We start from the raw sequence: 21,443 nt of genomic DNA on the forward strand, positions 1-21,443 counted from the left end.
TCACACCGCGCGGCCCCGCCGCGTCATGACATCGGGGCCAACAGAACAAGAGGACACGCCTGACATGTACCACTTCACGGCCATCGTCACCTGCCTTGCGGTCGCGTTCTATTTCTTCACCTCCACGCAAGTCGCGCGCGCCCGTGCCGCCTATGGCGTCAAGCTGCCGGCGATTTCAGGCAACCCGGATTTCGAGCGCATCTTCCGCATCCAGATGAACACACTGGAGTGGATGCCGATCTTCCTGCCGTCGCTCTGGCTGTTCGCGATCTATGTCGGCGATGCCCCGGCGGCGGCGATCGGCGCGATCTGGGTGATCGGCCGCATCGTCTACTTCATCGGCTATCGCGAGGCGGTGGCGAAACGCAGCCCCGGCTTCGCCATCCAGGCGGTCGCCTCGATCGTCCTGTGGGTCGGCGCGATCGGCGGCGCGGTGTGGCGGCTGGCGCATTGAAGGCGCGATCGCGCCACACCCACTACTGTCGTCCTGGCGAAAGCCAGGACCCATAACCACAGGACGCGGTTATGGGCAATCCGCTGGCTACAGCGTGGTGCACCGCCATCCAGTTGGGGTAATGGGTCCTGGCTTTCGCCAGGACGACACCACCTATGGATTGGCTCGCTACTTCGTCAGCGGGCAGCCCGAGTCCTTGGCCTTGGGGAAGGCCTGATCGCCGGGCACCACGGCGAGCTGCTTGTAGTAGTCCCACGGCTTCTTCGATTCCGAGGGCTTCTTGACCTCGAATAGATACATGTCGTGGACCATGCGGCCGTTCTCCTGCACCTTGCCCTGGGCGAAGGCGTCGTCGACCGGCAGCTCCTTCAGCTTCTTGGCGACCGCATCGCTGTCCTTGGTGCCGGCGGCCTTGACCGCCTTCAGATAGCTCAGCGTCGCCGAATAGGTGCCTGCATGGATCATGCTCGGCATCCGCCCCGTCCGCTTGAAGAAACGCTCGGAGAAGGCGCGGCTCTTGTCGTCATGATCCCAGTAGAAGCCTTCGGTCAGCACCAGGCCCTGCGCGGCATCGAGGCCGAGACCGTTCACCTCGGCCAGCGTCATCAGCAGGCCGGCGAGCTTCTGGCCGCCCCTGACGATGCCGAACTCGGCGGCCTGCTTGATCGAGTTGGTGGTGTCCTGGCCGGCATTGGCGAGGCCGATGACCTTCGCCTTCGAGCTCTGCGCCTGCAGCAGGAACGAGGAGAAGTCCGACGAGTTCAGCGGCACGCGCACCGAGCCCAGCACCTTGCCGCCCGCGGCGGTGACGATCTCGCTGGTGTCCTTTTCCAGCGCGTAGCCGAACGCATAGTCGGCGGTGAGGAAGAACCAGCTGTCGCCGCCGGCCTTCACCAGCGCGCCGCCGGTGCCGACCGCGAGCGCATGGGTGTCGAACGCCCAGTGGAAGCCGTAGGGCGTGCAGGACGCGCCCGTGATCGCCGAGGTCGCGGCGCCGACCACGATGTCGATCTTCTTCTTTTCCTTCGACAGCTCCTGCACCGCGAGTGCGACCGACGACGTCGTCAGCTCGGTGATCATGTCGACGCCGTCGGCGTCATACCAGCGCCGCGCGATCGAGGTCGCAAGATCGGGCTTGTTCTGGTGATCGGCAGTGACCATCTCGATCTTCTGGCCGAGCACCTCGCCGCCGAAATCCTCGATCGCCATCTTGGCGGCTTCGACCGAGTACTTTCCGCCGTAATCCGCGTAGACGCCGGACTGGTCGTTCAGGACGCCGATCTTGACACCCTGGGCCATCGCCGGCGCCGCCAGCATTACGCTGCACGCCGTGACCGCAACCAAAAATCCCGATTTCATTGTTATGCTCTCCCAGCAGTTTCTATCAGGAAAAATCGGCGCGACATTATTTTATAACCTAGCTGCTGCCCATCGATTTCCGCCGCGGCCCGATCAGCCAAAAGTATGGGATTGGGGCGACACGCGCTTTGCAGTTTCCCGTCACCCTGAGGAGCGCGGAACGCGCGTCTCGAAGGGTCGACGGCCCAGCTGGTGGCCGTACATCCTTCGAGACGCCTGCTTCGCAGGCTCCTCACGATGACGGGGAAGGACGTGCCGCTGCGGAATGCCGGCTCCGCCCCACTACCCCGCCACAGCCGCCGTTTCCTTCGGCTTGCCCTCGTTCTTTCCTTCCGCGAGGTTGCGCACCACCATGTAGAAGATCGGCGTGAAGACGAGGCCGAACAGGGTGACGCCGAGCATGCCGAAGAACACGGCGACGCCGACCGCCTGACGCATTTCCGAGCCCGAGCCGGTCGACAGCACCAACGGCAGCACGCCGAGGATGAAGGCGAACGACGTCATCAGGATCGGCCGCAGGCGGAGCCGGCAGGCCTCGATGACCGCCTCCAGCCGTGGCCTGCCCTCGAGTTCGATGTCGCGCGCGAACTCGACGATCAGGATCGCGTTCTTGGCGGCGAGGCCGACCAGCACCACGAAGCCGATCTGGGTCAGGATGTTGACGTCCTGGCCCATGATGCGCACGCCGATCGTGGCCGCGAACAGGCACATCGGCACGATCAGGATCACCGCGAACGGCAATGTCCAGCTGCCATATTGCGCGGCCAGCACCAGGTAGACGAACAGCACGCAGATCGGGAACACGTAGAGGCCCGCATTGGCGCCGTTGACCTGCTGGTAGGACAGGTCGGTCCACTCGAACGAGAAGCCCGACGGCAGCGTCTCGTCGGCGAGCTTCTTGATGGTGTTGAGCGCCGTCGTCGAGCTGACGCCGGGTGCCGGCTCACCCTGCAGCTCGGAGGCCGAGTACAGATTGTAGCGCGCGACGCGGTCGGGACCCGAGATGTTCTTGAAGTCGACGACGCTGCCGAGCATCACCATGTCGCCATTGGCGTTGCGGGTCCGCAGCCGCGCAAGATCGGTGGTCTCCTTGCGGAACGGCAGATCGGCCTGGGCCGTGACGTGATAGGTGCGCCCGAACAGGTTGAAGTCGTTGACATAGGTCGAGCCGAAATAGGTCTCGATCGTGTCGGTGATGTTGGCGATCGGGACGCCAAGCTTCTGCGCCTTGACGCGATCGATATCGACGAACAATTGCGGCGTGTTCGCGGAGAACGGCGAGAACACCGAGGTCAGGCTCGGCGACTTGCGCGCGGCCAAAACCAGTTCGTCGGTCGCGGATGCCAGCAGTTCGGGCCCGCGCCCCTGCCGGTCCTGGACGCGGATGGTGAAGCCGCCGCCGGTGCCGATGCCGGGCACGGCAGGCGGTGGAATCACGATGATAAAGGCACCCTGGATCACCGACAGCCGCTTGCGCAGCTCGGCCGTGATCGCGGTCGCCGTCAGCCCCTTCTTCAGGCGCGCCTCAGGCTCGTCGAACACCGGGAACAACGCCGCGGCGTTGCCCGCCTGGGTGCGCGTCGCGCCGGAGAAGCCGGCGAACGCCGCGACGCGAACGATGCCCGGCGTATCCAGCGCGATCCGCTCGATCTCACGCACCACAGCCGTGGTCCGCGCCAGCGACGCTGCGCCCGGCAGCTGCGCCGAGATGATGACGTAGCCGCGATCCTGCGCCGGGATGAAGCCCTGCGACGTAGTCGCGAGCAGCCAGCCGGCGCTGCCGATCAGCACGAGGTAGATCGCGACCATCACCACCGTGTGCCGGATCACGAAGTCGGCGACACCAGCATAGCCGTGCGCCAGCCGGTCGAACGCGCGGTTGAACAGCGCGGTGAAGCTGTCCCAGCCGCGGGCGATGATGTTCCAGCGCGCCGGCGGCCGCTTCTCCTCATGCGGGATCAGGATCTGCGAGGCCAGCGCCGGCGACAGCGTCAGCGAGCAGAAGCAGGAGATCGCGGTCGCGACCGCGATCGTCACGGCGAATTGCTGGAAGAACTGCCCGGAGATGCCGCCGAGGAAGGCGGTCGGCACGAACACCGCGCACAGCACCAGCGCAATCGAGACCAGCGCGCCGCCGACCTCCTCCATGGTCTTGAGCGCAGCCTCGCGCCTGCTCATGCCGTGCTCGAGATGCCGCTCGACGTTCTCGACCACGACGATGGCGTCGTCGACCACGATGCCGACCGCGAGCACCAGGCCGAACAGCGTCAGATTGTTGATCGAGAAGCCGAGCGCGGCCATCACCGCGAAGGTGCCGACCAGCGACACCGGGATCGCGATGATCGGGATGATCGCCGGCCGCCAGCCCTGCAGGAACACCAGCACCACGATGACGACGAGCGCCATCGCCTCGTAGATCGTCTTGATCAGCTCATGGACCGATTGGGCGATGAATTCGGTCGGGTTGTAGCCGATGTTGTAGTCGAGCCCCTTCGGGAAGCTCGCCTTCATCCGCTCCATCGTGTCGGAGATGCTCTTGGCGGTCGCCAGCGCATTCGATCCGGGCCGCTGCGTCACCAGCAGCGCGACCGCCGATTTGCGCAGCAGGAAGCTGTTGGTGGCGTAGGACAGCGCGCCGAGCTCGACGCGCGCGACGTCGCGCAGCCGCACGGTGCGGCCGTCGGAGCCGGCCTTCACCACGATGTCCTCGAACTGCCTGATGTCCTTGAGGCGGCCGGTGAACACGAGGTTGGGCTGGAAGGCGCGGTCGGCGATCGGCGGCTCGGCGATCTGGCCGCCGGCGATCTGCAGGTTCTGCGCCCGGATCGCCGCCAGCACCTCGCTCGAGGTCAGGCCGAGATTGGCGATCCTGTCGGGATCGAGCCACAGCCGCATCGAGTAGTCGCGCGCCCCGAACATCTGGATGTCGCCGACGCCGTCGAGCCGCAACAGCTGGTCGCGAACCTGCAGCAGCGCGTAGTTGGAAATATAGAGCTGGTCGAACGTGTCGTCGGGCGACAGCATGAACACGACCATCAGGATGTCGGGCGAGTTCTTGCGGGTGACGACACCGTTGCGCTGCACCTCTTCAGGCAACCGCGGCTGCGCGATCGCGACGCGGTTCTGCACCAGCACCTGGGCCTTGTCGAGGTCGGTGCCGAGCTTGAAGGTCGCCGTGATGGTGAGCTGGCCGTTCGAGGTCGCCTGGCTGTAGAGATACAGCATGTCCTCGACGCCGTTGATCTCCTGCTCGATTGGAGCCGCGACGGTATCGGACACGGTCTGCGCCGAGGCGCCGGGATATTGCGTGGTGACGGTGACGGTCGGCGGCACGACCTGCGGATATTCCGAGACCGGCAGCGTCGGATAGGCGATCGCGCCGACGATCAGCAGCACGATCGACAGCACCATCGCGAGGATGGGCTGGTTGATGGAGAGCCTGCCGAGATTCATGGCTTCGCACCTGCCGCAGGCTTGTCTGCTGCCGCGGGCTTGTCGCCCGCCTTGGTGTCGGCCGGGGCCGCCTGCGCCATCTTCGGCGTCACCTTGGCGCCGACTCGGGCGCGCTGCAGCCCGTCGACGATCACATGGTCCTCGGCCTTGAGGCCCTCGCGGATCACGCGCAGGCCCTCATCGAGCGGACCGAGCTCGACGGTCCTCGCTTCCACCGTGTTGTCGTCCTTGACCACGAACACGATCTTGCGCGACTGGTCGGTGGCAATGGCGGTGTCCGGGATCAGCAGCGCCTCATAGGGCGAGGAGCCGATCAAGCGGACGCGACCGAACTGGCCGGGCAGGATCGAGAGATCCTTGTTCGGGATCACCGCGCGGCTGCGCAGCGTTGCGGTCGAGACGTCGAGGCGGTTGTCGAGGAAGTCCATCTTGCCCTCATGCGAGGGCTTGGTCTCGCCGGTCAGCGATACCTGCACCGGGTTCGCGGTGTCGCGCGAGCTCGGCCGCCGGCCTTCGAACCACAGCTTGCTGTTGCGCTGATAGGTCGCCTCGTCGACGTCAAAATAAATGTAGATCGGATCGAGCGACACGATCGAGGTCAGCAGCGTCGCGCCGCCCTCGCTGCCCTGCACCAGATTGCCCGGGGTCACCAGATGCCGGCTAACGCGGCCGGTGATCGGCGCCAGCACGTGGGTGAATTCGACATTGAGCTGCGCGGCCTTCAGCGTACCCTCGGCCTGCGTCTCGGCGGCGCGCGCCGCCTGCAACGCCTGGCGGCGCTGGTCGACGACCTGCTCCGAGACCGCGCTGGTCTGCACCAGGTTCAGCCCGCGCTCGAGATCGCGCTTGGCAAGCTCGCCCTTGGCCCGTGCGTCGGCGAGCTGGCCTTCGGCCTGCAGCACCACCGCCTCGAACGGCCGCGGGTCGATGATGTAAAGCAGATCGCCGGCATGGACGATCGCACCATCCTTGAACTCGACGCTGTTGACGAAGCCGCCGACGCGGGCGCGGACCTGAACCTCCTCGATCGCCTCGAACCGGCCGGTGAATTCGTCCCAATCGGTGACAGTGCGCTTGACCGGCTGCGCGACGGTCACGGGCGGCGCCGGCGGCGCGGCCTGCGATTGCGCGCTCTTGTTGTCGCAGCCGCCGAGCGCCAGCGCGGCCAACAGCCCGAGCGGCGCAAGGCCGCGCCAAGGGCCGAGCGCTGCATGGCGGCGAAGCGAATGAGGCCCGACGCCGGTCACCGGAGCCGGACGCTCCGCTCTGTCAATCGAACTCAATTCACTCTCCCCCAAAAGACCACGAAGCACGCCGACCAAAGCAGGGCTACGAAAGTCGCAATTGAATTTGCGGTGTTTCAGCGCGGATGGACCACCGCGATGCCGCGGCGGCGGACGTCACAGATGTAGCCGCACCCCAGTCTGTTCAAGATGGCCGCCGGATCAAGCGAATAGTTGCGGAGTCTGAAAGCCTTACGACACGCTCGCGAAACCGTGACGACGAAAAGGGGCAGATTCGCTGGCCTATCCGAGGCGTGAGGTCACAGACGGATCGTCCGGAATCAATCACAACGCGAATTCGCTTCACAGATTCGTCACACCGCCCCTGATTCGACCTTTGACACAGAACCTCCGGCCCGCGGACGTCACGACCGGCCAGGTTCCATCACTCTACCTCCCGCTGTACAGCAAGAATCATCATTAACTGCGCGGTTGTCATCCGTGCGCACATTGACACTCGGAAGCATCGCCAATACGGTCATGGTTGCCAAAGCATGAATATTCTTGGCCGCCGCATATTTCTCGAACATTCATTGTGTTTTCGTCGCGGCGTGAGTGTGTAAAGGCGACTACGTAATGGCAAGCGCATTTGATCTTGCTGATGTCACGGCTCCGCGGACATCGCGGTTTTCCCATGTTGCAGGCGACTCGGTGCCAACCCCGGTCGCGGGCGATCAACTTCAGCGTGTGAACGGCTTCACACGTCATCGTCCCCAACAATTGTAATTATTGATCGGCTTCCACGCCGGTCGCAGGAGCGCTCATGACGACCATACCTGCCTATACAATCGGTGGTTTAACGCGCCCCGAACTTCAGCTTGATTCGACCGGTCATATCATCCTCGACTCGGCCGCGCAGGCGTTCGCCGACACATATGGTCTGCAATATCTCTATCTCGGCTGCCCTCCCGGCACGCCATGGCCGCCGGTTGGCGACTCGCTGTCGACGCCGTTTGACGCCAATTCGGGAAACAACACGGTCAGCGAGGGTGCCGCAGCGAACACGCTGGTCAACATCACCGCGCAAGCCGTTGGCAGCAGCGGCAATCCCGTCACCTATTCGTTGACCGGCGATACCTCCCATGGCGGCTTCAAGATCGATCCGAACACCGGCGTGGTATCGGTCGCCGACCCCACCAAGGTCAATTACGTGACCAGCCCGGGTCACGCCTACACCATCACGGTTCAGGCGAGCGACGGCATCGCGACGAGCTCGCAGAGTTTCGTCATCGGCGTCACTGACGTTGCGCCGTCGACACCGGTCGACAGCAACGCAGCCCCCAACAAGGTCGCGGAAGGATCCGCCGCCGGCACGCTTGTCGGCATCACGGCGTCCGCGGCCGACATGAACGCCGTGACCTATACCCTGACCGGCGACACCTCCGGCGGCGGGTTCAAGATCGACCCCAACACCGGCGTCATCACCGTCGCCGATCCGAGCAAGATCGACTACGCGACTGCGCCCGGTCACGCCTACACCGTCACCGCAACGGCCAGCGACGGCACCCTGTCCAGCTCGCAGACCTTCACGATCGCGGTGACGCTGGGCGCCGCCACGCACTTTACCGTGAGCATCCCGGCCAACGGCGCGGCGGGCACGCCAGGCACGGTCACCGTCACCGCGCTCGATGCGTTGAACCACGTCGTCACCAACTACACAGGCACGGTGCATTTCACGTCGAGCGACGGCCACGCCGTGCTGCCGGCCGACGTCACGTTGACCAACGGCACCGGCAGCTTCAGCGAAACGCTGGATACCGCCGGCAGCCAAACCATCACCGCGACCGACACGGTCGACCACACCGTCACCGGGACGTCGAATGCCGAAATCGTGACGCCCGGCGTCGCCACGCATTTTTCGGTCAGTCTCCCCGCCAACGGCACGGCGGGGACGCCGGGCTCGGTCACCGTCACCGCGCTCGACGCCTTCGGCAACGTCGCCACCGGTTACACGGGAAGCGTGCACTTCACCTCGACCGACGGCATCGCCGTGTTGCCGGCTGACACGACGCTGACCAACGGGGTGGGCACCTTCAGCGAGACCCTCGATACCGCCGGCAGCCAGACCATCACCGCGACCGACACGGTCGCCGCCGCCATCACCGGCACGTCGAACGCCGAGACGGTGAAGGGGGGCGCCGCCACGCATCTGGTGGTCAGCATCCCGGCCAACGGCGCGGCGGGAACGCCGGGCACGGTCACCGTTACGGCGCTCGATGCCTTCGGCAACGTCGCCACCGGCTACACGGGCACGGTGCATTTCACATCGAGCGACGGCCATGCGGTGCTGCCGGCCAACATGACGCTAACCAACGGCGTCGGTAGCTTCAGCGAGACCTTCGAGACCGTCGGCAGTCAGACCATCGTCGCGACCGACACGGTTACCGCCGGCATCACCGGCACGTCGAACGCCGAGACCGTGACGGCGGGTGCCGCCACACATTTCGTGATCAGCATCCCACCCAGTGGAACCGCGGGCGTTGCCGGCTCGGCCACGATCACCGCATATGATGCCTTCGGCAATATCGCCACCGGCTACGCTGGCACGGTGCATTTCACGTCGACCGGCCAGTCCGTTCTGCCGGCCGATATGACGTTGACCAACGGCACCGCCTTGTTCAGCGAGACGCTCGACACCGCCGGCAGCCAGACGATTACGGCGACCGACACGGTAAGCTCGGCCATCACCGGCACGTCCAACGCCGAGACGGTCGCGGCCGGTGCCGTCACGCATTTTGCGGTGACCATCCCGGCCGGCGGAACGGCGGGAACGGCAGGTTCGGGCACCGTGACCGCCCTCGATGCCTTCAACAATGTCGTCACCGGTTACACGGGAACCGTCCACTTCACGTCGACCGACGCCAGCGCTGTGCTGCCGGCCGACATGACATTGACCAATGGCGCCGGCACCTTCAGCGAGACGTTCAAAACCGCAGGCAGCCAGACCGTCGTCGCAACCGACACGCTCCATGCCGCAATCACCGGCACGTCGAATACCGAGACGGTGGCGGGAGCGGCCGCCACGCTCCTCGTGGTCAGCATTCCGGGCAACGGCGCCGCCGGCACGCCGGGCACGGTCACCGTCACCGCGCTCGACGCCTTCGGCAACGTCGCCACCGGCTACACGGGCACGGTGCATTTCACCTCGAGCGACGGCCACGCGGTGCTGCCGGCCAACATGACGCTAACCAACGGCACCGGCAGCTTCAGCGAGACCTTCGAGACCGCCGGTAGCCAGACCATCACCGCGACCGACACGCTCAGTGCCGGCATCACCGGCATCTCGAACGCCGAAACGGTGGCGCCGGGCCCGGCCACGCATTTCGTGGTCACCCTCCCGGCCGCCGGAACGGCTGGTGTCGCCGGATCGGCGACGATCACCGCATATGATGCCTTCGGCAACATCGCCACCGGCTACACAGGCACGGTGCATTTCACGTCGACCGACGGCCAGGCCGTGCTGCCGGCCAACATGACTCTGACCAATGGCACCGCCAGCTTCAGCGAAACGCTCGACACCGCCGGCAGCCAGACCATCACCGCGACCGACACGGTTAGTTCGGCCATCACCGGCACCTCGAACACGGAGACGGTCACGGCCGCCGCCGTCACGCATTTTGCGGTGACCCTCCCTGCCAACGGAACGGCCGGAACGGCCGGTTCGGGCACCGTGACCGCGCTTGATGCCTTCAACAATGTCGTCACCGGTTATTCGGGCACCGTCCACTTCACGTCGACCGACGCCAGCGCCGTGCTGCCGGCCGACATGACGCTGACCAATGGCATCGCCACCTTTAGCGAGACTTTCGACACCGCAGGCAGCCAGACCATCACCGCGACCGATACGGTCGCCACCGCCATCAACGGCACCTCGAATACTGAAACCGTCGCGCCAGGTGCCGCCACGCATTTTGTGGTCACCATCCCGGCCAACGGCAGGGCGGACATTCCCGGCACGGTCACCGTCACCGCGCTCGACGCCCATAACAACGTCGCCACCGGCTATTCAGGCACCGTGCACTTCACTTCGAGCGACGGCAGCGCGGTGCTGCCCTCCAACATGACGCTGACCAACGGCACCGGCAGCTTCAGCGAGACCTTCGGAACCGCCGGCACCCAGACCATCACCGCGACCGACACGGTGAATTCCGGCATCACCGGCACCTCGAATTCCGAGACGGTGGCGCCTCCGGACGCGCCGCCCGTCGTCACCGCCGGCCATACCCTGAGCTACATCGAGGCGCAGCCTGCGACCGCGTTCGATCCGGCGCTGACCGTGACGGATTCCGATTCGGCCAATCTCGCTCACGCCACCGTCCAGATCACCGGCAATTATGTCGCCGGCCAGGACGTGCTCGCCTTCAGCACCATCGGCGCCATCACCGGGTCGTTTGATGCCGTACACGGCATTCTGACGCTGACCGGCAGCGACACCGTCGCGCATTACCAGGCGGCACTGGAGGCGGTGACCTATTTCAACACCAGCAACAACCCGTCCGGCCTCGCTCGCACGGTCACCATCATCACCAACGATGGCATCGTCGACAGCACGCCTGTGACCGACACCATTGACGTCACGCCGGTCAACAACCCGCCGGTGGTGACATTCGGCGCGATCACCAACTTCAGCGAGCCGCCAGTCGGCACGCCGCCGGCGAATTCCGTCCCGGTCACGATCGCCCCCAATCTCACGATCACCGACGTCGACAGCACGAACCTGATCAGCGCGACCTTCGTGCTGAACGACCTCAAGCCGTCCGATGCGCTCTCGATCGCGGGCCATTCCGGCTCGAGCGGCGACATCGGCAACATCCACTTCGCCATCAGCAGCACGGCCACCACCGAAACCGTCACCCTGACCGGCACCGACACGATCGCGCACTACAATTCCGTGCTCGATGCCGTGCAGTTCAACAACACCGGCGAGCCCCCCGACACCACGGCGCGCACATATACCGTGACCGCGCAAGACGATGGCGGCACCGCCAATGGTGGCCACGACACCGGCTCGGCAGGCGCAACCCAGACCGTCACCGCGATCGACGATCCGCCGACCGCGACCGTGCCGTCGGATTCATCGGTCGGGACTGCATTCTCGCACACCAACCTCGCGATTTCGGGGCTCTCGGTCGGCGATATCGATTCCGCGGGCCGCAATGAAACCGCAACGATCACGTCCAACCACGGTGCGCTGAACTTCGACACCACCGGTCTCGCCAGCTTCACCAACAACGGCACCCACACCGTCACGCTCACAGGCACGATCGCCCAGATCAACACCGCGCTGGCGACGCTGAACTACAACAGCGACGACGGTTTCACCGGCTCGGACACCGTCACGCTGAACATCAACGACAACGACCACACCGGCGTCGGCGGTCCGCTCTCGGCGAGCCAGAGCTTCCATGTCGGCGTCGTCCCCCAGGTGTTCTACATCGACAACTCGGCCACCACGAGCCACAACCTCGGCACCCAGGCCGACCCCTACACCTCGATCGCAGCGTTCAACGCGGCGAACCCGGCAGGCTCCGGCGACTACGTCGTGCTCGAACACGGCACCGGCACCTACAGCGAAGCCAACGGCATCAGTCTCGCCAACGGCGTCAACCTGATCGGCGGCAGCCACACGCTGCAGTTCACCAATCCGGTGACCGGCGTAACGGTCACCGCCAATGTCGGTTCTGGCACCGATCCAGTCATCCAGGTGACCGGCGCCCACAACGGCATCGACCTGCTCGGCACGTCGGGCCACACCATTACCGGTGTCAGCATCGACACCTCGGCCTCGACCGGCATCGGCATCAGCGACGACGGCAACAATGTCGGCACCGTCGCGATGTCCGACATCGCGGTCAAGACCGCCAGCGGCGCCGGCATGAGCTTCACCCATGGCGGCACGATCACCGTCACGGGCAGCAGCAACACCATCACGTCGACGACCGGCACCGCGCTCGATGTCGAGAATACCCAGATCGGCTCGAGCAACCTCACCTTCAAGAGCATCACCTCGAGCGGCGGCTCCAACGACGGCATCATCCTCTCCAACACCGGCACCGCCGCCGGCAATGGCGGCCTGCACGTCACCGGCGATGGCTCGACCGCCGGCAGCGGCGGCACGATCGCCAGCAAGACCGGCGCCGACGGCAGCACCACGCAGGGCAGCGGCATCTTCCTGAACAACACCAAGGACGTTCAGATCTCCTACCTGGCGATGCACGACTTCCAGAACTACGGCATCGTCGGCACCAACGTCACCGGCTTCACGCTCGGCAACACCACGGTGACCGGCACCAACGGCGACAATGTCGGCGGTATCGGCGAAGGCGACGTCTACTTCACCGGCCTTTCCGGTACGGCATCGGTGACCAACTCGACCTTCACGGGCGCGGCGCTCGATGCGTTCCATGTCTTCAACAACTCTGGCCAGACGCTCAACCGCATCACCATTACCGGCTCGACTTTCGCGACCAATACGGCGGCGGGAAATCAGTCGGGCGATGCCCTGGTGTTTCAAGCCACCGACGGAACATTCAACGCGACGATCCAGAGCTCGACATTCACGTCGGCGCGCGGCGACCTGTTCCAGCTCGATCTGCATGGCGGCGTCAGCTCGGACCTCGCGCTGGGCGGCGCGAGTGCCGGTCTCGGAAACAGCTTCTCGAACAACAACCAGAACATCGTCTCGGGCGGCGGCGGCATCACCATCAGTTCCGGCGGAACCGGCGACCACGCCAACCTGACCTTCAACATTGCAAACAACACCATGCGCGATGCCGTCGGCACGGCGCTCGGCATCAGCACCGGATCGGGAGCAAGCTCGTTCACCGGCACGATCGATTCCAACACGATCGGCGTGGCCGGCGTCACCAACAGCGGCTCCTCCCAAGGCAGCGACATCGGCTTCATCACCGACGGCGGCGCCAATTCCAGCGTCACGATCACCAACAACCATCTGTATCAGTACAATAACGACGGCATCCAGGTGCAGACCGGCGACGCCGTGGATGGCGGCAACGCGCGATTGACCGCGATCGTCATGGGCAACACGGTGTCCAACCCCGGCACGTTCGGCAATCACGGCTTCGAGCTCAACGCCGGCACGGTAACGGGTGATGCGCAGAGTGTCTCTCTGACGATGGGCGGCACCGGCGCCCAGGAAAATCAGTTCCTGGGTTCGGGCGCCAATGGCGGCACCGATATCCGGCTGCGCGATCGCTTCGACACCACGGTCGGCCTGCACGCCGGCGACGGTACGTCCTACAGCGGCGGCTCGACCGATACCGCCGCGATCTCGGCCTATGTGCTGGCGCACAATACCGTCACCACGGCGCCCACATTCAGCGTCACGGCGGGCAGCGTCAACGGGTTCGGCGCATCGCCGATGCTCGCGGCGGATGGCGGCGTGCAGGCCGCTGTCGCGACGCCGGGCGAAACCCACCTGACGCAGAGCGAGCTCAACTCGGTCGTGTCGGCGGCCATTGCCCAATGGGTGAAAGCAGGCGTCGATTCGGATCAACTCGCCGCGCTGCATGCGGTCACCTTCAGCGTCGCGGACCTCGCCGGCCAGATCGTCGGCCTGGAAAGCGCCGGCCACATTACGATCGATACCGATGCCGCGGGCCACGGCTGGTTCGTCGATCCGACACCGTCGGACAATTTCGAGTTCACGCACGCGCTGAATGCTTCCGGCTCCAGCCTGCAGACTGATCCGTCAACAGCAGCGGCGGGACATCTCGATCTGCTGACCGCCGTGGTCCATGAATTGGGACACGTGCTCGGGCTCCCCGACTTGACGTCGGCATCCGATGCCAACGACCTGATGTATATCGATCTCGCCGACGGCGAGCGGCGGCTGCCGACTGCTACGGATGTCGCTCAAGCCAACGTCGGATCGGTCAAGGCGATGCCGACGCAAAGCGACGCAACCTCAGGTCAGCAGGCGACCAACAGCGGCGGCTTCGACTTCTCGTCGTTCACCCAGACGTCGTCGCAGACCAACACCAGCCAGGTGGATCTGGCCGCGAACAACCAGACCCTGTCTGATTTGTTCAGCGGGCATTCCAATGTCGCCGCCCCTTGGTGGCTCGGCCACGAGACGACGTTCGTCGCCATGGGCGGCACGCCGACCGACAATCATCTCCAGACCCATCACGATCTGGTGGTTTGATCGAACGTCACGCCGACGAGGACACGCCCGCCGGAGCTATCCGGCGGGCGTCGTTCAATCGGTCGGAACGCATTCGAGCCGAGAACGATAGCGATCTTCCGCGTCGGAATAACGACGCGGAAGATCGCGCGCCAAACAAAAAATTCACAAAGGCCCGACAATCGTTGAGGTTGCACTTGGCATAAAACACGCTATCGTGCTCAGCGTATCAACGCTGCATTCATTGTCTCGCATTTTTCACAAATCGTACGACTTATTCGCGGAGGACCGATGGCCGATCCGTTTCTTTCCGAAGTCCGCATGATGTCGTTCAACTTTCCGCCCAAGGGCTGGGCGTTCTGCAACGGCCAGTTGCTCCCGATCAATCAGAATCAGGCGCTGTTCTCGTTGCTGGGCACCACCTATGGCGGCGACGGGCGCGTCAATTTTGGTCTGCCCGACCTGCAGGGCCGGGTGCCGATCAGTACGGGCAATGGCTACACGCTCGGCCAACGCGGCGGTGAGGAGGGCCACACGCTCACCATCAGCGAGATGGCGCAGCACAATCATCTGGCCAACGCCACCAACAGCAACGGTACCCAGCCGATCGATGCGGGCGCCTATCTCGGCGCCTTCAACAACGGCTACAGCACGTCGACGACCAACATCACCACGCTCAATCCCCTGACCGTGGGCAATGTCGGCGGCAGCCAGCCCCATCAGAACATGCAGCCGTTCCTGACGATCAATTTCAGCATTGCCCTCCAGGGTATTTTCCCCTCGCAGACCTGACGAGAAGCGCCGATGGCACAACCTTATGTAGGCGAGATCCGTATGTTCGGCGGCAGTTTTGCCCCGGCGGGATGGCAATTCTGCGATGGCAGCCTGTTGGCGATTTCCGAATACGAGACGCTCTTCAATCTGATCGGCACCACCTATGGCGGCGACGGCCAGTCGACCTTCCAAGTACCCGATCTGCGTGGCCGCGTGCCGATTCACATGGGCACTGCCAGCAGCGGCACGAGCTACAACATCGGGGAGACGGGCGGCGTCGAGACCGTAACGCTCACGACGCAGACCATCCCGCAGCATTCGCACGCCTTCGTCGCCTCGACGCAGACCGGCACCGGGCAGAACCCGCAAGGAAATGTCCTCGATCAGGTGTCCGGCACCATCGCCATATACATCGACGGCCAGCCGCCCGATGGCCCGATGGCAAGCGGTATGCTGACGAATACCGGCGGAAGCCAGCCGCACGAGAATCTGCAGCCGCTCCTCTGCGTCACCTTCATCATTTCGCTGTTCGGCATTTTCCCGAGCCAGACCTAGGAGCGCGACAACATGGCCGATCCCTTCGTCGCGGAAATCCGCATCTTTCCGTTCAACTTTGCCCCCAAGGGCTGGGCCTTCTGCGCCGGTCAGATCTTGCCGCTCTCGCAGAATACGGCGCTGTTCTCGCTGCTCGGCACCACCTATGGCGGTGACGGCAAGTCGAACTTCGCGCTGCCCAACATGCAGGGCAACGCCGCAGTGGCGCCCGGACAGGGCCCGGGGCTGTCGCTGTACGACCTCGGGGAGACCACCGGCACTCCCAATGTGACGCTGCTGCAAAGCGAAATACCGTCTCACAACCATCTCGTGAACGTCGGCACCCAGGACGTTGCCGACATCCAGGTGCCCAGCCCGAGCCGCATCCTGGGCAAGTCGGCCAACGCCTTCGCCTATGTGCCCGCGAGCCCGGCACCAACCCTGGTTCAGATGAACGTCGCCATGATCGGCATGACGGGCGGAAGCCTCCCACACAACAACATGCAGCCTTACCTCACCTTGAACTTCTGCATCGCGCTGCAGGGCGTGTATCCGCCACGGAGCTGAGATCGCCTTGACGCTCCACGTTCCCGCCACTGGCATGCCCGCGTTCGGTTGGGTGCGTGCGGCCGAAGCCGGTTGCGGCTTTCGTCGGATGTCAGAGGCAGACCTGCCGTTCCTCGGCCGGCTCTATGCTTCGACGCGTGCCGAGGAGTTGGCGGTGGTGCCGTGGAGCGAGGCGGACAAGGCGGCATTCCTCGAGCAGCAATTCCGCGCCCAGCACACACACTATCAACAATACTATCCGAACTCCGACTGGCTGGTGATCACCCATGGCGCTGAGGACATCGGCCGGTTCTACATCGAGCGCTGGCCGAGCCAGCACCGCATCATCGACATCGCCTTCATGCCGGCGCATCGCGGCAAAGGCTATGGCGAGGCGTTGCTGCGCGATGCGATGGACGAGGCTGACGCCGCCGGCAAGGACGTCTCGATCCATGTCGAGAAGCTCAACCCGGCGATGCGGCTTTACCGTCGGCTTGGCTTCGTCACCGAGGAAGACAAGGGCGTCTACGACCTGATGCGCTGGCGCGCAGCCGGAGGAACCGAGCGTCAGGTGAAGATCGCCTGATAGCCGTTGCCGTCGCCGAGCGGGCCGATCGGTACCAGGAAGATCTCGATCACGCCGAGCGCGGGATGCCGCACCGGATAGATCGCCTGCGGCAGCCATGCGCCCTTCGGCCCCACGAACAGCAGAGAGAACGCGCCACCCGGCCGGCCGCTGTTGCCCGCGGGCTCGACCTTGGCGAGCTTCAAATCGACGACGCGATCCGCCGCCTGCATCTCGAACCCGGCATGCTGGTGCGGCGTGAAGTCATCAATATGCAGCTTTGCGAGATCGACGGTGGATGACATGCGCACGTCCCTGTTGCTGCCGACGTGTAACACACGCCGCGACGATGCGGTCAAGGTTTCTGCCGCGCTCTCTCGCGGTCATTCCGGAGCTGCTCTCTCTGCACCCTCTGTTCCAAGAGCGGGGCAAGTAAACGCAAGACTCGGACAGATCATGTCGCGAGAATGCGAAGCTGTATCCCATTTTCATCCGTCATCGCCCGGCTTGACCGGGCGATCCAGTACGCCGCGGCCCATCGGTTCAATAACGACCGTCTCTGGAATACTGGATCACCCGCCTTCGCTGGTGATGACAGCAGAACAAGCGGCACGACCCTGCCAAACCACCGGCCCAAGGACTGATGACGGCCCCGCTTTCCTCCGCTAACCTCCGCCCAAGCCACCGCCGGCAAGGCGGAGCATTTTGAGGGAGAGGCGCGTGCATCGAGGCCGTGTCGTATTCGGCGCCATGGACGAGGTCGTGTTCGGGCGGCCCGCCCGTGAGGCCATCGTCGAGCAACTGGACCGGTTGGGCGCACAGCGCGCCTTCCTGATGGTATCGGGCACGCTGAACCGCGAGACCGATGAGATCGAAAAGATCCGCGAGGCGCTCGGCGCCCGCTGCATCGGCACCTTCGACAAGATGCCGGCGCACACGCCGCGTGCCGCGGTCATCGCGGCGACGGAACAGGCGCGTGATGCGAAGGCCGATCTGATCGTCACCATCGGCGGCGGCTCGATCACCGATGGCGCCAAGGCGGTGCAGCTCTGCCTCGCCAACAATGTCACGACATCCGACGGCATCGACGCGATCCGCACCCGTGGCGGCGTCTCGCCCGAGATGAATCCGCCGGCCGTGCGTCAGATCAGCGTGCCGACCACGATCGCGGGCGGCGAGTTCTCGTCGATCGCTGGCGTCACCAACGAGGCCAAGCGGCAGAAGGAGATGCTGCGCCATCCCCTGGTGATGCCGCGCGCCACCATCCTCGATCCGGAGCTGTCGGTGCACACGCCGGACTGGCTGTTCCTGTCGACCGGCATCCGCGCGGTCGATCATTGCGTCGAGGGCATCTGCTCGCGCGAGGCGCATCCTTACGGCGACGCGCAGGCGATCAAGGGGCTCGAGATGCTGGCGACCGGCCTGCCGCGGGTGAAGGCAAACCCGAAGGATATTTCGGCGCGGATGGATTGCCAGATCGGCACCTGGCTCTCGACAGGCCCGCTCGCCTCGGGCGTGCCGATGGGCGCAAGCCACGGCATCGGCTACGTGCTCGGCGCCGAGTTCGACGTGCCGCACGGCTACACCTCATGCGTGATGCTGCCGGCGGTGATGCGTTGGAACAAGCGCGACAATGCCGACCGGCAGGCGCTGGTCGCGGCCGCGATGGGCCATCCGGGCGCGGACGCCGGCGACGTGCTCGACCGCCTCATCCGCGACCTCGGCATGCCGCGCAGCCTCAAGGAGGTGCAGGTCGGCGCCGAACATTTCGACCGCATCGCAGCGGGCGCGATGCGCACGCCCTGGGTGCCGCGCAATCCGCGCAAGATCGACGGTCCATCCCAGGTCCGCGAGATTCTGGTGATGGCCGCCTAGAACAAAATCGAGTCGCGAGTGAGGGGGAAATAAAGCTCAATGTACACCGGCAAGCATGCTTACCTGCGCCCGCTGCAACCCGCCTTCATCATGGCCGGGACCGGCGAGATCGTTACCTATCGCGAGCTCGAGGCGCGCAACAACCGTCTCGCCCATCTGTTCCGCAACCGCGGCATGAAGCGGCTCGACCACTATTCGATCTTCATGGAGAACAACAACCGCTACCTCGAGGCTTGCGGCGCCGGCGAGCGCGCGGGGCTCTATTACACCTGCGTCAATTCCTACCTCACCGCGGGTGAGCTCGCCTACATCCTGACCAACAGCCAGTCGCGGATCCTGATCACCTCGAAGCTGAAGCTCGACATCGCGCGCGAGGCGCTGAAGGAGTGCCCGCAGGTCGAGCTTTGCATCGTGGTCGACGGCGATAGTGAAAGTGATCGCATCGTCGGGCTGAGAGAAGCCACCGCGGGTCTGCCGTCGACGCCGATCGCGGACGAATATGCCGGCACCGCGATGCTCTATTCGTCCGGCACGACCGGCCGGCCCAAGGGCATCGTGCGGCCGCTGCCCGAGCAGCCGCCGTCGCAGAACCTGCCGCTGTTCGATTTCCTGACCAAGCTCTGGCACTACCGCGAGGGCATGGTCTACCTCTCGCCGGCACCGCTCTATCACTCGGCGCCGCAGGCCGCGGTCAATCTCACCATCCGGATGGGCGGCACCGTCGTCATCATGGAGAGCTTCGATCCCGAACGCTATCTCCAGCTGGTCGAGAAATGGGGCATCACCCACAGCCAGCTGGTGCCGACGATGTTCTCGCGCCTGCTGAAGCTGCCCGAGGAGGTGCGCACCCGCTACGATCTGTCGACGCTCGAGATCGCGATCCATGCCGCCGCGCCCTGCCCGGCGCTGGTCAAGGACGACATGATCAAATGGTGGGGCCCGATCATCCACGAATATTACGGCGCGACCGAGGGCCTCGGCTTCACCGCCTGCAACAGCGCGGAATGGCTGGCGCATCGCGGCACCGTCGGCAGAGTGCTGCTCGGCGATCTGCATATCCTCGACGAGAACATGCAGCCCTGTCCGAAGGGAACGCCGGGCACCGTGTGGTTCAAGACCGCCACGCCATTCGAATATTACAACGATCCGGCCAAGACCAGCGAGGCGCGCTCGGCCGACGGCAGCATGAGCACGGTCGGCGACGTCGGCTATGTCGACGACGACAACTTCCTCTATCTCACCGATCGCGCCACCTTCATGATCATTTCCGGCGGCGTGAACATCTATCCGCAGGAATGCGAGAACCTGCTGATCACCCATCCCAAGGTCGCCGACGCCGCGGTGTTCGGCGTGCCCAATGTCGATCTCGGCGAGGAGGTGAAGGCGGTGGTGCAGCCGGCCGAGGGCATCGCGCCGGGGCCGGAGCTGGCCGAGGAGCTGATCGCCTTCTGCGCAAGCTCGCTGTCGCGTCAGAAGGTGCCGCGCTCGGTGGATTTCGAGGCCGAGCTGCCGCGGCTGCCGACCGGAAAACTCTACAAGCGCCTGCTGCGCGACCGCTATTGGGGCAACAAGACCTCGCGGATCGTCTGAGCCAAGCGATGCGGCTCACGGCGCTGATCCGGCCGGGCTAGCTGCAGCGCAACGGACTCGCTCCTCGCGCGGATTTGGCGTTATGCTCTGCGATCGCAAGCCAGCTTCGCCGGAGGCCGCCATGCCATCGCCCCAGCCGCGCGAGCCGAAGCCGGCAGAGGCCGGCAGGCTCGAATTCACTGCCGCCGAGATCGGTGCGCTCGCCCATCTCTATCGTGGCGAGGTCTACCGCAGCACGGTCTGGCGCACCCGCCTCGACAGCTCGACCAACTGGGCCGTTGTCACCACCGGGATCGCACTGTCGGCGACCTACAGCAACGCGGAGGCCTCGCCTCTGCCGATGGTGCTGGTCGGCCTGCTGGTGACGGTCTTCCTGCTGTTCGAGGCGCGGCGCTACCGCTACTTCAACGTTTGGCGCGCCCGCGCCCGATTGCTCGAAACCGATTTCTACGCGCCGATGATCCGCGGCGAAGACCCATCACCAAATGCGGCCTGGACCGAGCTGCTGGCCAACGACTATCGCCGCCCCAGCTATCACATCAGCTTTGCCCGTGCGGTCGGCCGGCGGTTGCGCCGCACCTACGGCTGGATCTTCGCGATCCAGGCCATCGCCTATTACGGCAAGCTGGCGATCCATCCGCTGCCGTTGACCACGTTGAGCGACATCTGGGACCGCGCCGCGATCGGGCCGATTCCCGGGGTCATCGTGGTGCTGGCCGGCGTCGCCTTCCATTCGAGCTGGGCGGTGTTCGCCCTCGTCACGCAGCGTATCGAGGTCGCCGATCGGCGCACGCGGCACAATCTGATCGCAATGGGGTAAGGTGCTGCAGGTCGCGTTGCCGGTGGCGGGCTTTTCCCCTAACC

General features: G+C 64.9%; 13 protein-coding genes. 9 read left to right on the forward strand and 4 right to left on the reverse strand.

The features are described 5' to 3' along the window. Positions 1–64: 64 nt before the first annotated feature. A complete protein-coding gene (locus tag QDT69_RS34965) occupies positions 65–454 on the forward strand; it encodes an MAPEG family protein (RefSeq protein WP_279711012.1) in 390 nt (129 codons plus the stop codon). 168 nt (positions 455–622) lie between these two features. On the opposite strand, the gene QDT69_RS34970 is transcribed toward QDT69_RS34965, so the two are convergent. The 3 genes from QDT69_RS34970 to QDT69_RS34980 all read right to left on the reverse strand — a co-directional run bounded on the left by QDT69_RS34970 (position 623) and on the right by QDT69_RS34980 (position 6,438). Next, positions 623–1,813: an ABC transporter substrate-binding protein gene (locus QDT69_RS34970; protein WP_279711013.1), complete on the reverse strand. Its 1,191-nt coding sequence runs from the start codon at positions 1,811–1,813 to the stop codon at positions 623–625. Between the two features lie 282 nt (positions 1,814–2,095). Then, complete coding sequence (locus tag QDT69_RS34975; protein ID WP_279711014.1) at positions 2,096–5,266, reverse strand: multidrug efflux RND transporter permease subunit; 3,171 nt, start codon at positions 5,264–5,266, stop codon at positions 2,096–2,098. Continuing rightward, the gene (locus QDT69_RS34980; protein WP_279711033.1) at positions 5,263–6,438 is read right to left on the reverse strand and encodes an efflux RND transporter periplasmic adaptor subunit; all 1,176 of its coding nucleotides are present in this window, start codon (positions 6,436–6,438) and stop codon (positions 5,263–5,265) included. The genes QDT69_RS34975 and QDT69_RS34980 overlap by 4 nt, the downstream gene beginning before the upstream one ends. 874 nt (positions 6,439–7,312) lie before the next feature. On the opposite strand from QDT69_RS34980, the gene QDT69_RS34985 reads away from it, so the two are divergent. The 5 genes from QDT69_RS34985 (at position 7,313) to QDT69_RS35005 (ending at position 17,135) form a co-directional block, all read left to right on the forward strand. Further along, positions 7,313–14,716, forward strand: a complete 7,404-nt coding sequence (locus QDT69_RS34985) for a hypothetical protein (protein WP_279711015.1) — start codon at positions 7,313–7,315, stop codon at positions 14,714–14,716. A gap of 270 nt (positions 14,717–14,986) precedes the next feature. Continuing rightward, positions 14,987–15,487 carry a tail fiber protein gene (locus QDT69_RS34990; RefSeq protein WP_279711017.1) on the forward strand — a complete coding sequence of 167 codons (501 nt, stop codon included), beginning with the start codon at positions 14,987–14,989 and terminating at the stop codon, positions 15,485–15,487. Between the two features lie 42 nt (positions 15,488–15,529). Next, positions 15,530–16,024 carry a tail fiber protein gene (locus QDT69_RS34995; protein ID WP_279711018.1) on the forward strand — a complete coding sequence of 165 codons (495 nt, stop codon included), beginning with the start codon at positions 15,530–15,532 and terminating at the stop codon, positions 16,022–16,024. A gap of 12 nt (positions 16,025–16,036) precedes the next feature. Further along, complete coding sequence (locus QDT69_RS35000) at positions 16,037–16,570, forward strand: tail fiber protein (RefSeq protein WP_279711019.1); 534 nt, start codon at positions 16,037–16,039, stop codon at positions 16,568–16,570. A gap of 88 nt (positions 16,571–16,658) precedes the next feature. Continuing rightward, positions 16,659–17,135, forward strand: a complete 477-nt coding sequence (locus QDT69_RS35005) for a GNAT family N-acetyltransferase (protein ID WP_279711020.1) — start codon at positions 16,659–16,661, stop codon at positions 17,133–17,135. Here QDT69_RS35005 and QDT69_RS35010 read toward each other — a convergent pair. Next, on the reverse strand, positions 17,117–17,419 hold the full coding sequence (locus QDT69_RS35010) for a hypothetical protein (protein WP_279711021.1): 303 nt from the start codon (positions 17,417–17,419) through the stop codon (positions 17,117–17,119). The genes QDT69_RS35005 and QDT69_RS35010 overlap by 19 nt on opposite strands. Before the next feature lie 415 nt (positions 17,420–17,834). Between QDT69_RS35010 and QDT69_RS35015 the strand changes: the two genes are divergently transcribed. The 3 genes from QDT69_RS35015 to QDT69_RS35025 all read left to right on the forward strand — a co-directional run bounded on the left by QDT69_RS35015 (position 17,835) and on the right by QDT69_RS35025 (position 21,399). Next, on the forward strand, positions 17,835–18,989 hold the full coding sequence (locus tag QDT69_RS35015) for an iron-containing alcohol dehydrogenase (RefSeq protein WP_279711022.1): 1,155 nt from the start codon (positions 17,835–17,837) through the stop codon (positions 18,987–18,989). Between the two features lie 39 nt (positions 18,990–19,028). Beyond that, positions 19,029–20,579 carry an AMP-binding protein gene (locus QDT69_RS35020; protein WP_279711023.1) on the forward strand — a complete coding sequence of 517 codons (1,551 nt, stop codon included), beginning with the start codon at positions 19,029–19,031 and terminating at the stop codon, positions 20,577–20,579. Positions 20,580–20,661: 82 nt separating this feature from the next. Further along, positions 20,662–21,399 (forward strand): DUF2270 domain-containing protein, encoded by a 738-nt coding sequence (locus QDT69_RS35025; RefSeq protein ID WP_279711024.1) that lies wholly within the window; start codon positions 20,662–20,664, stop codon positions 21,397–21,399. Positions 21,400–21,443 lie beyond the last annotated feature (44 nt).

The sequence above is a fragment of the Bradyrhizobium sp. CER78 genome, from assembly GCF_029846235.1.
In the GTDB taxonomy this organism is placed as follows: domain Bacteria; phylum Pseudomonadota; class Alphaproteobacteria; order Rhizobiales; family Xanthobacteraceae; genus Bradyrhizobium.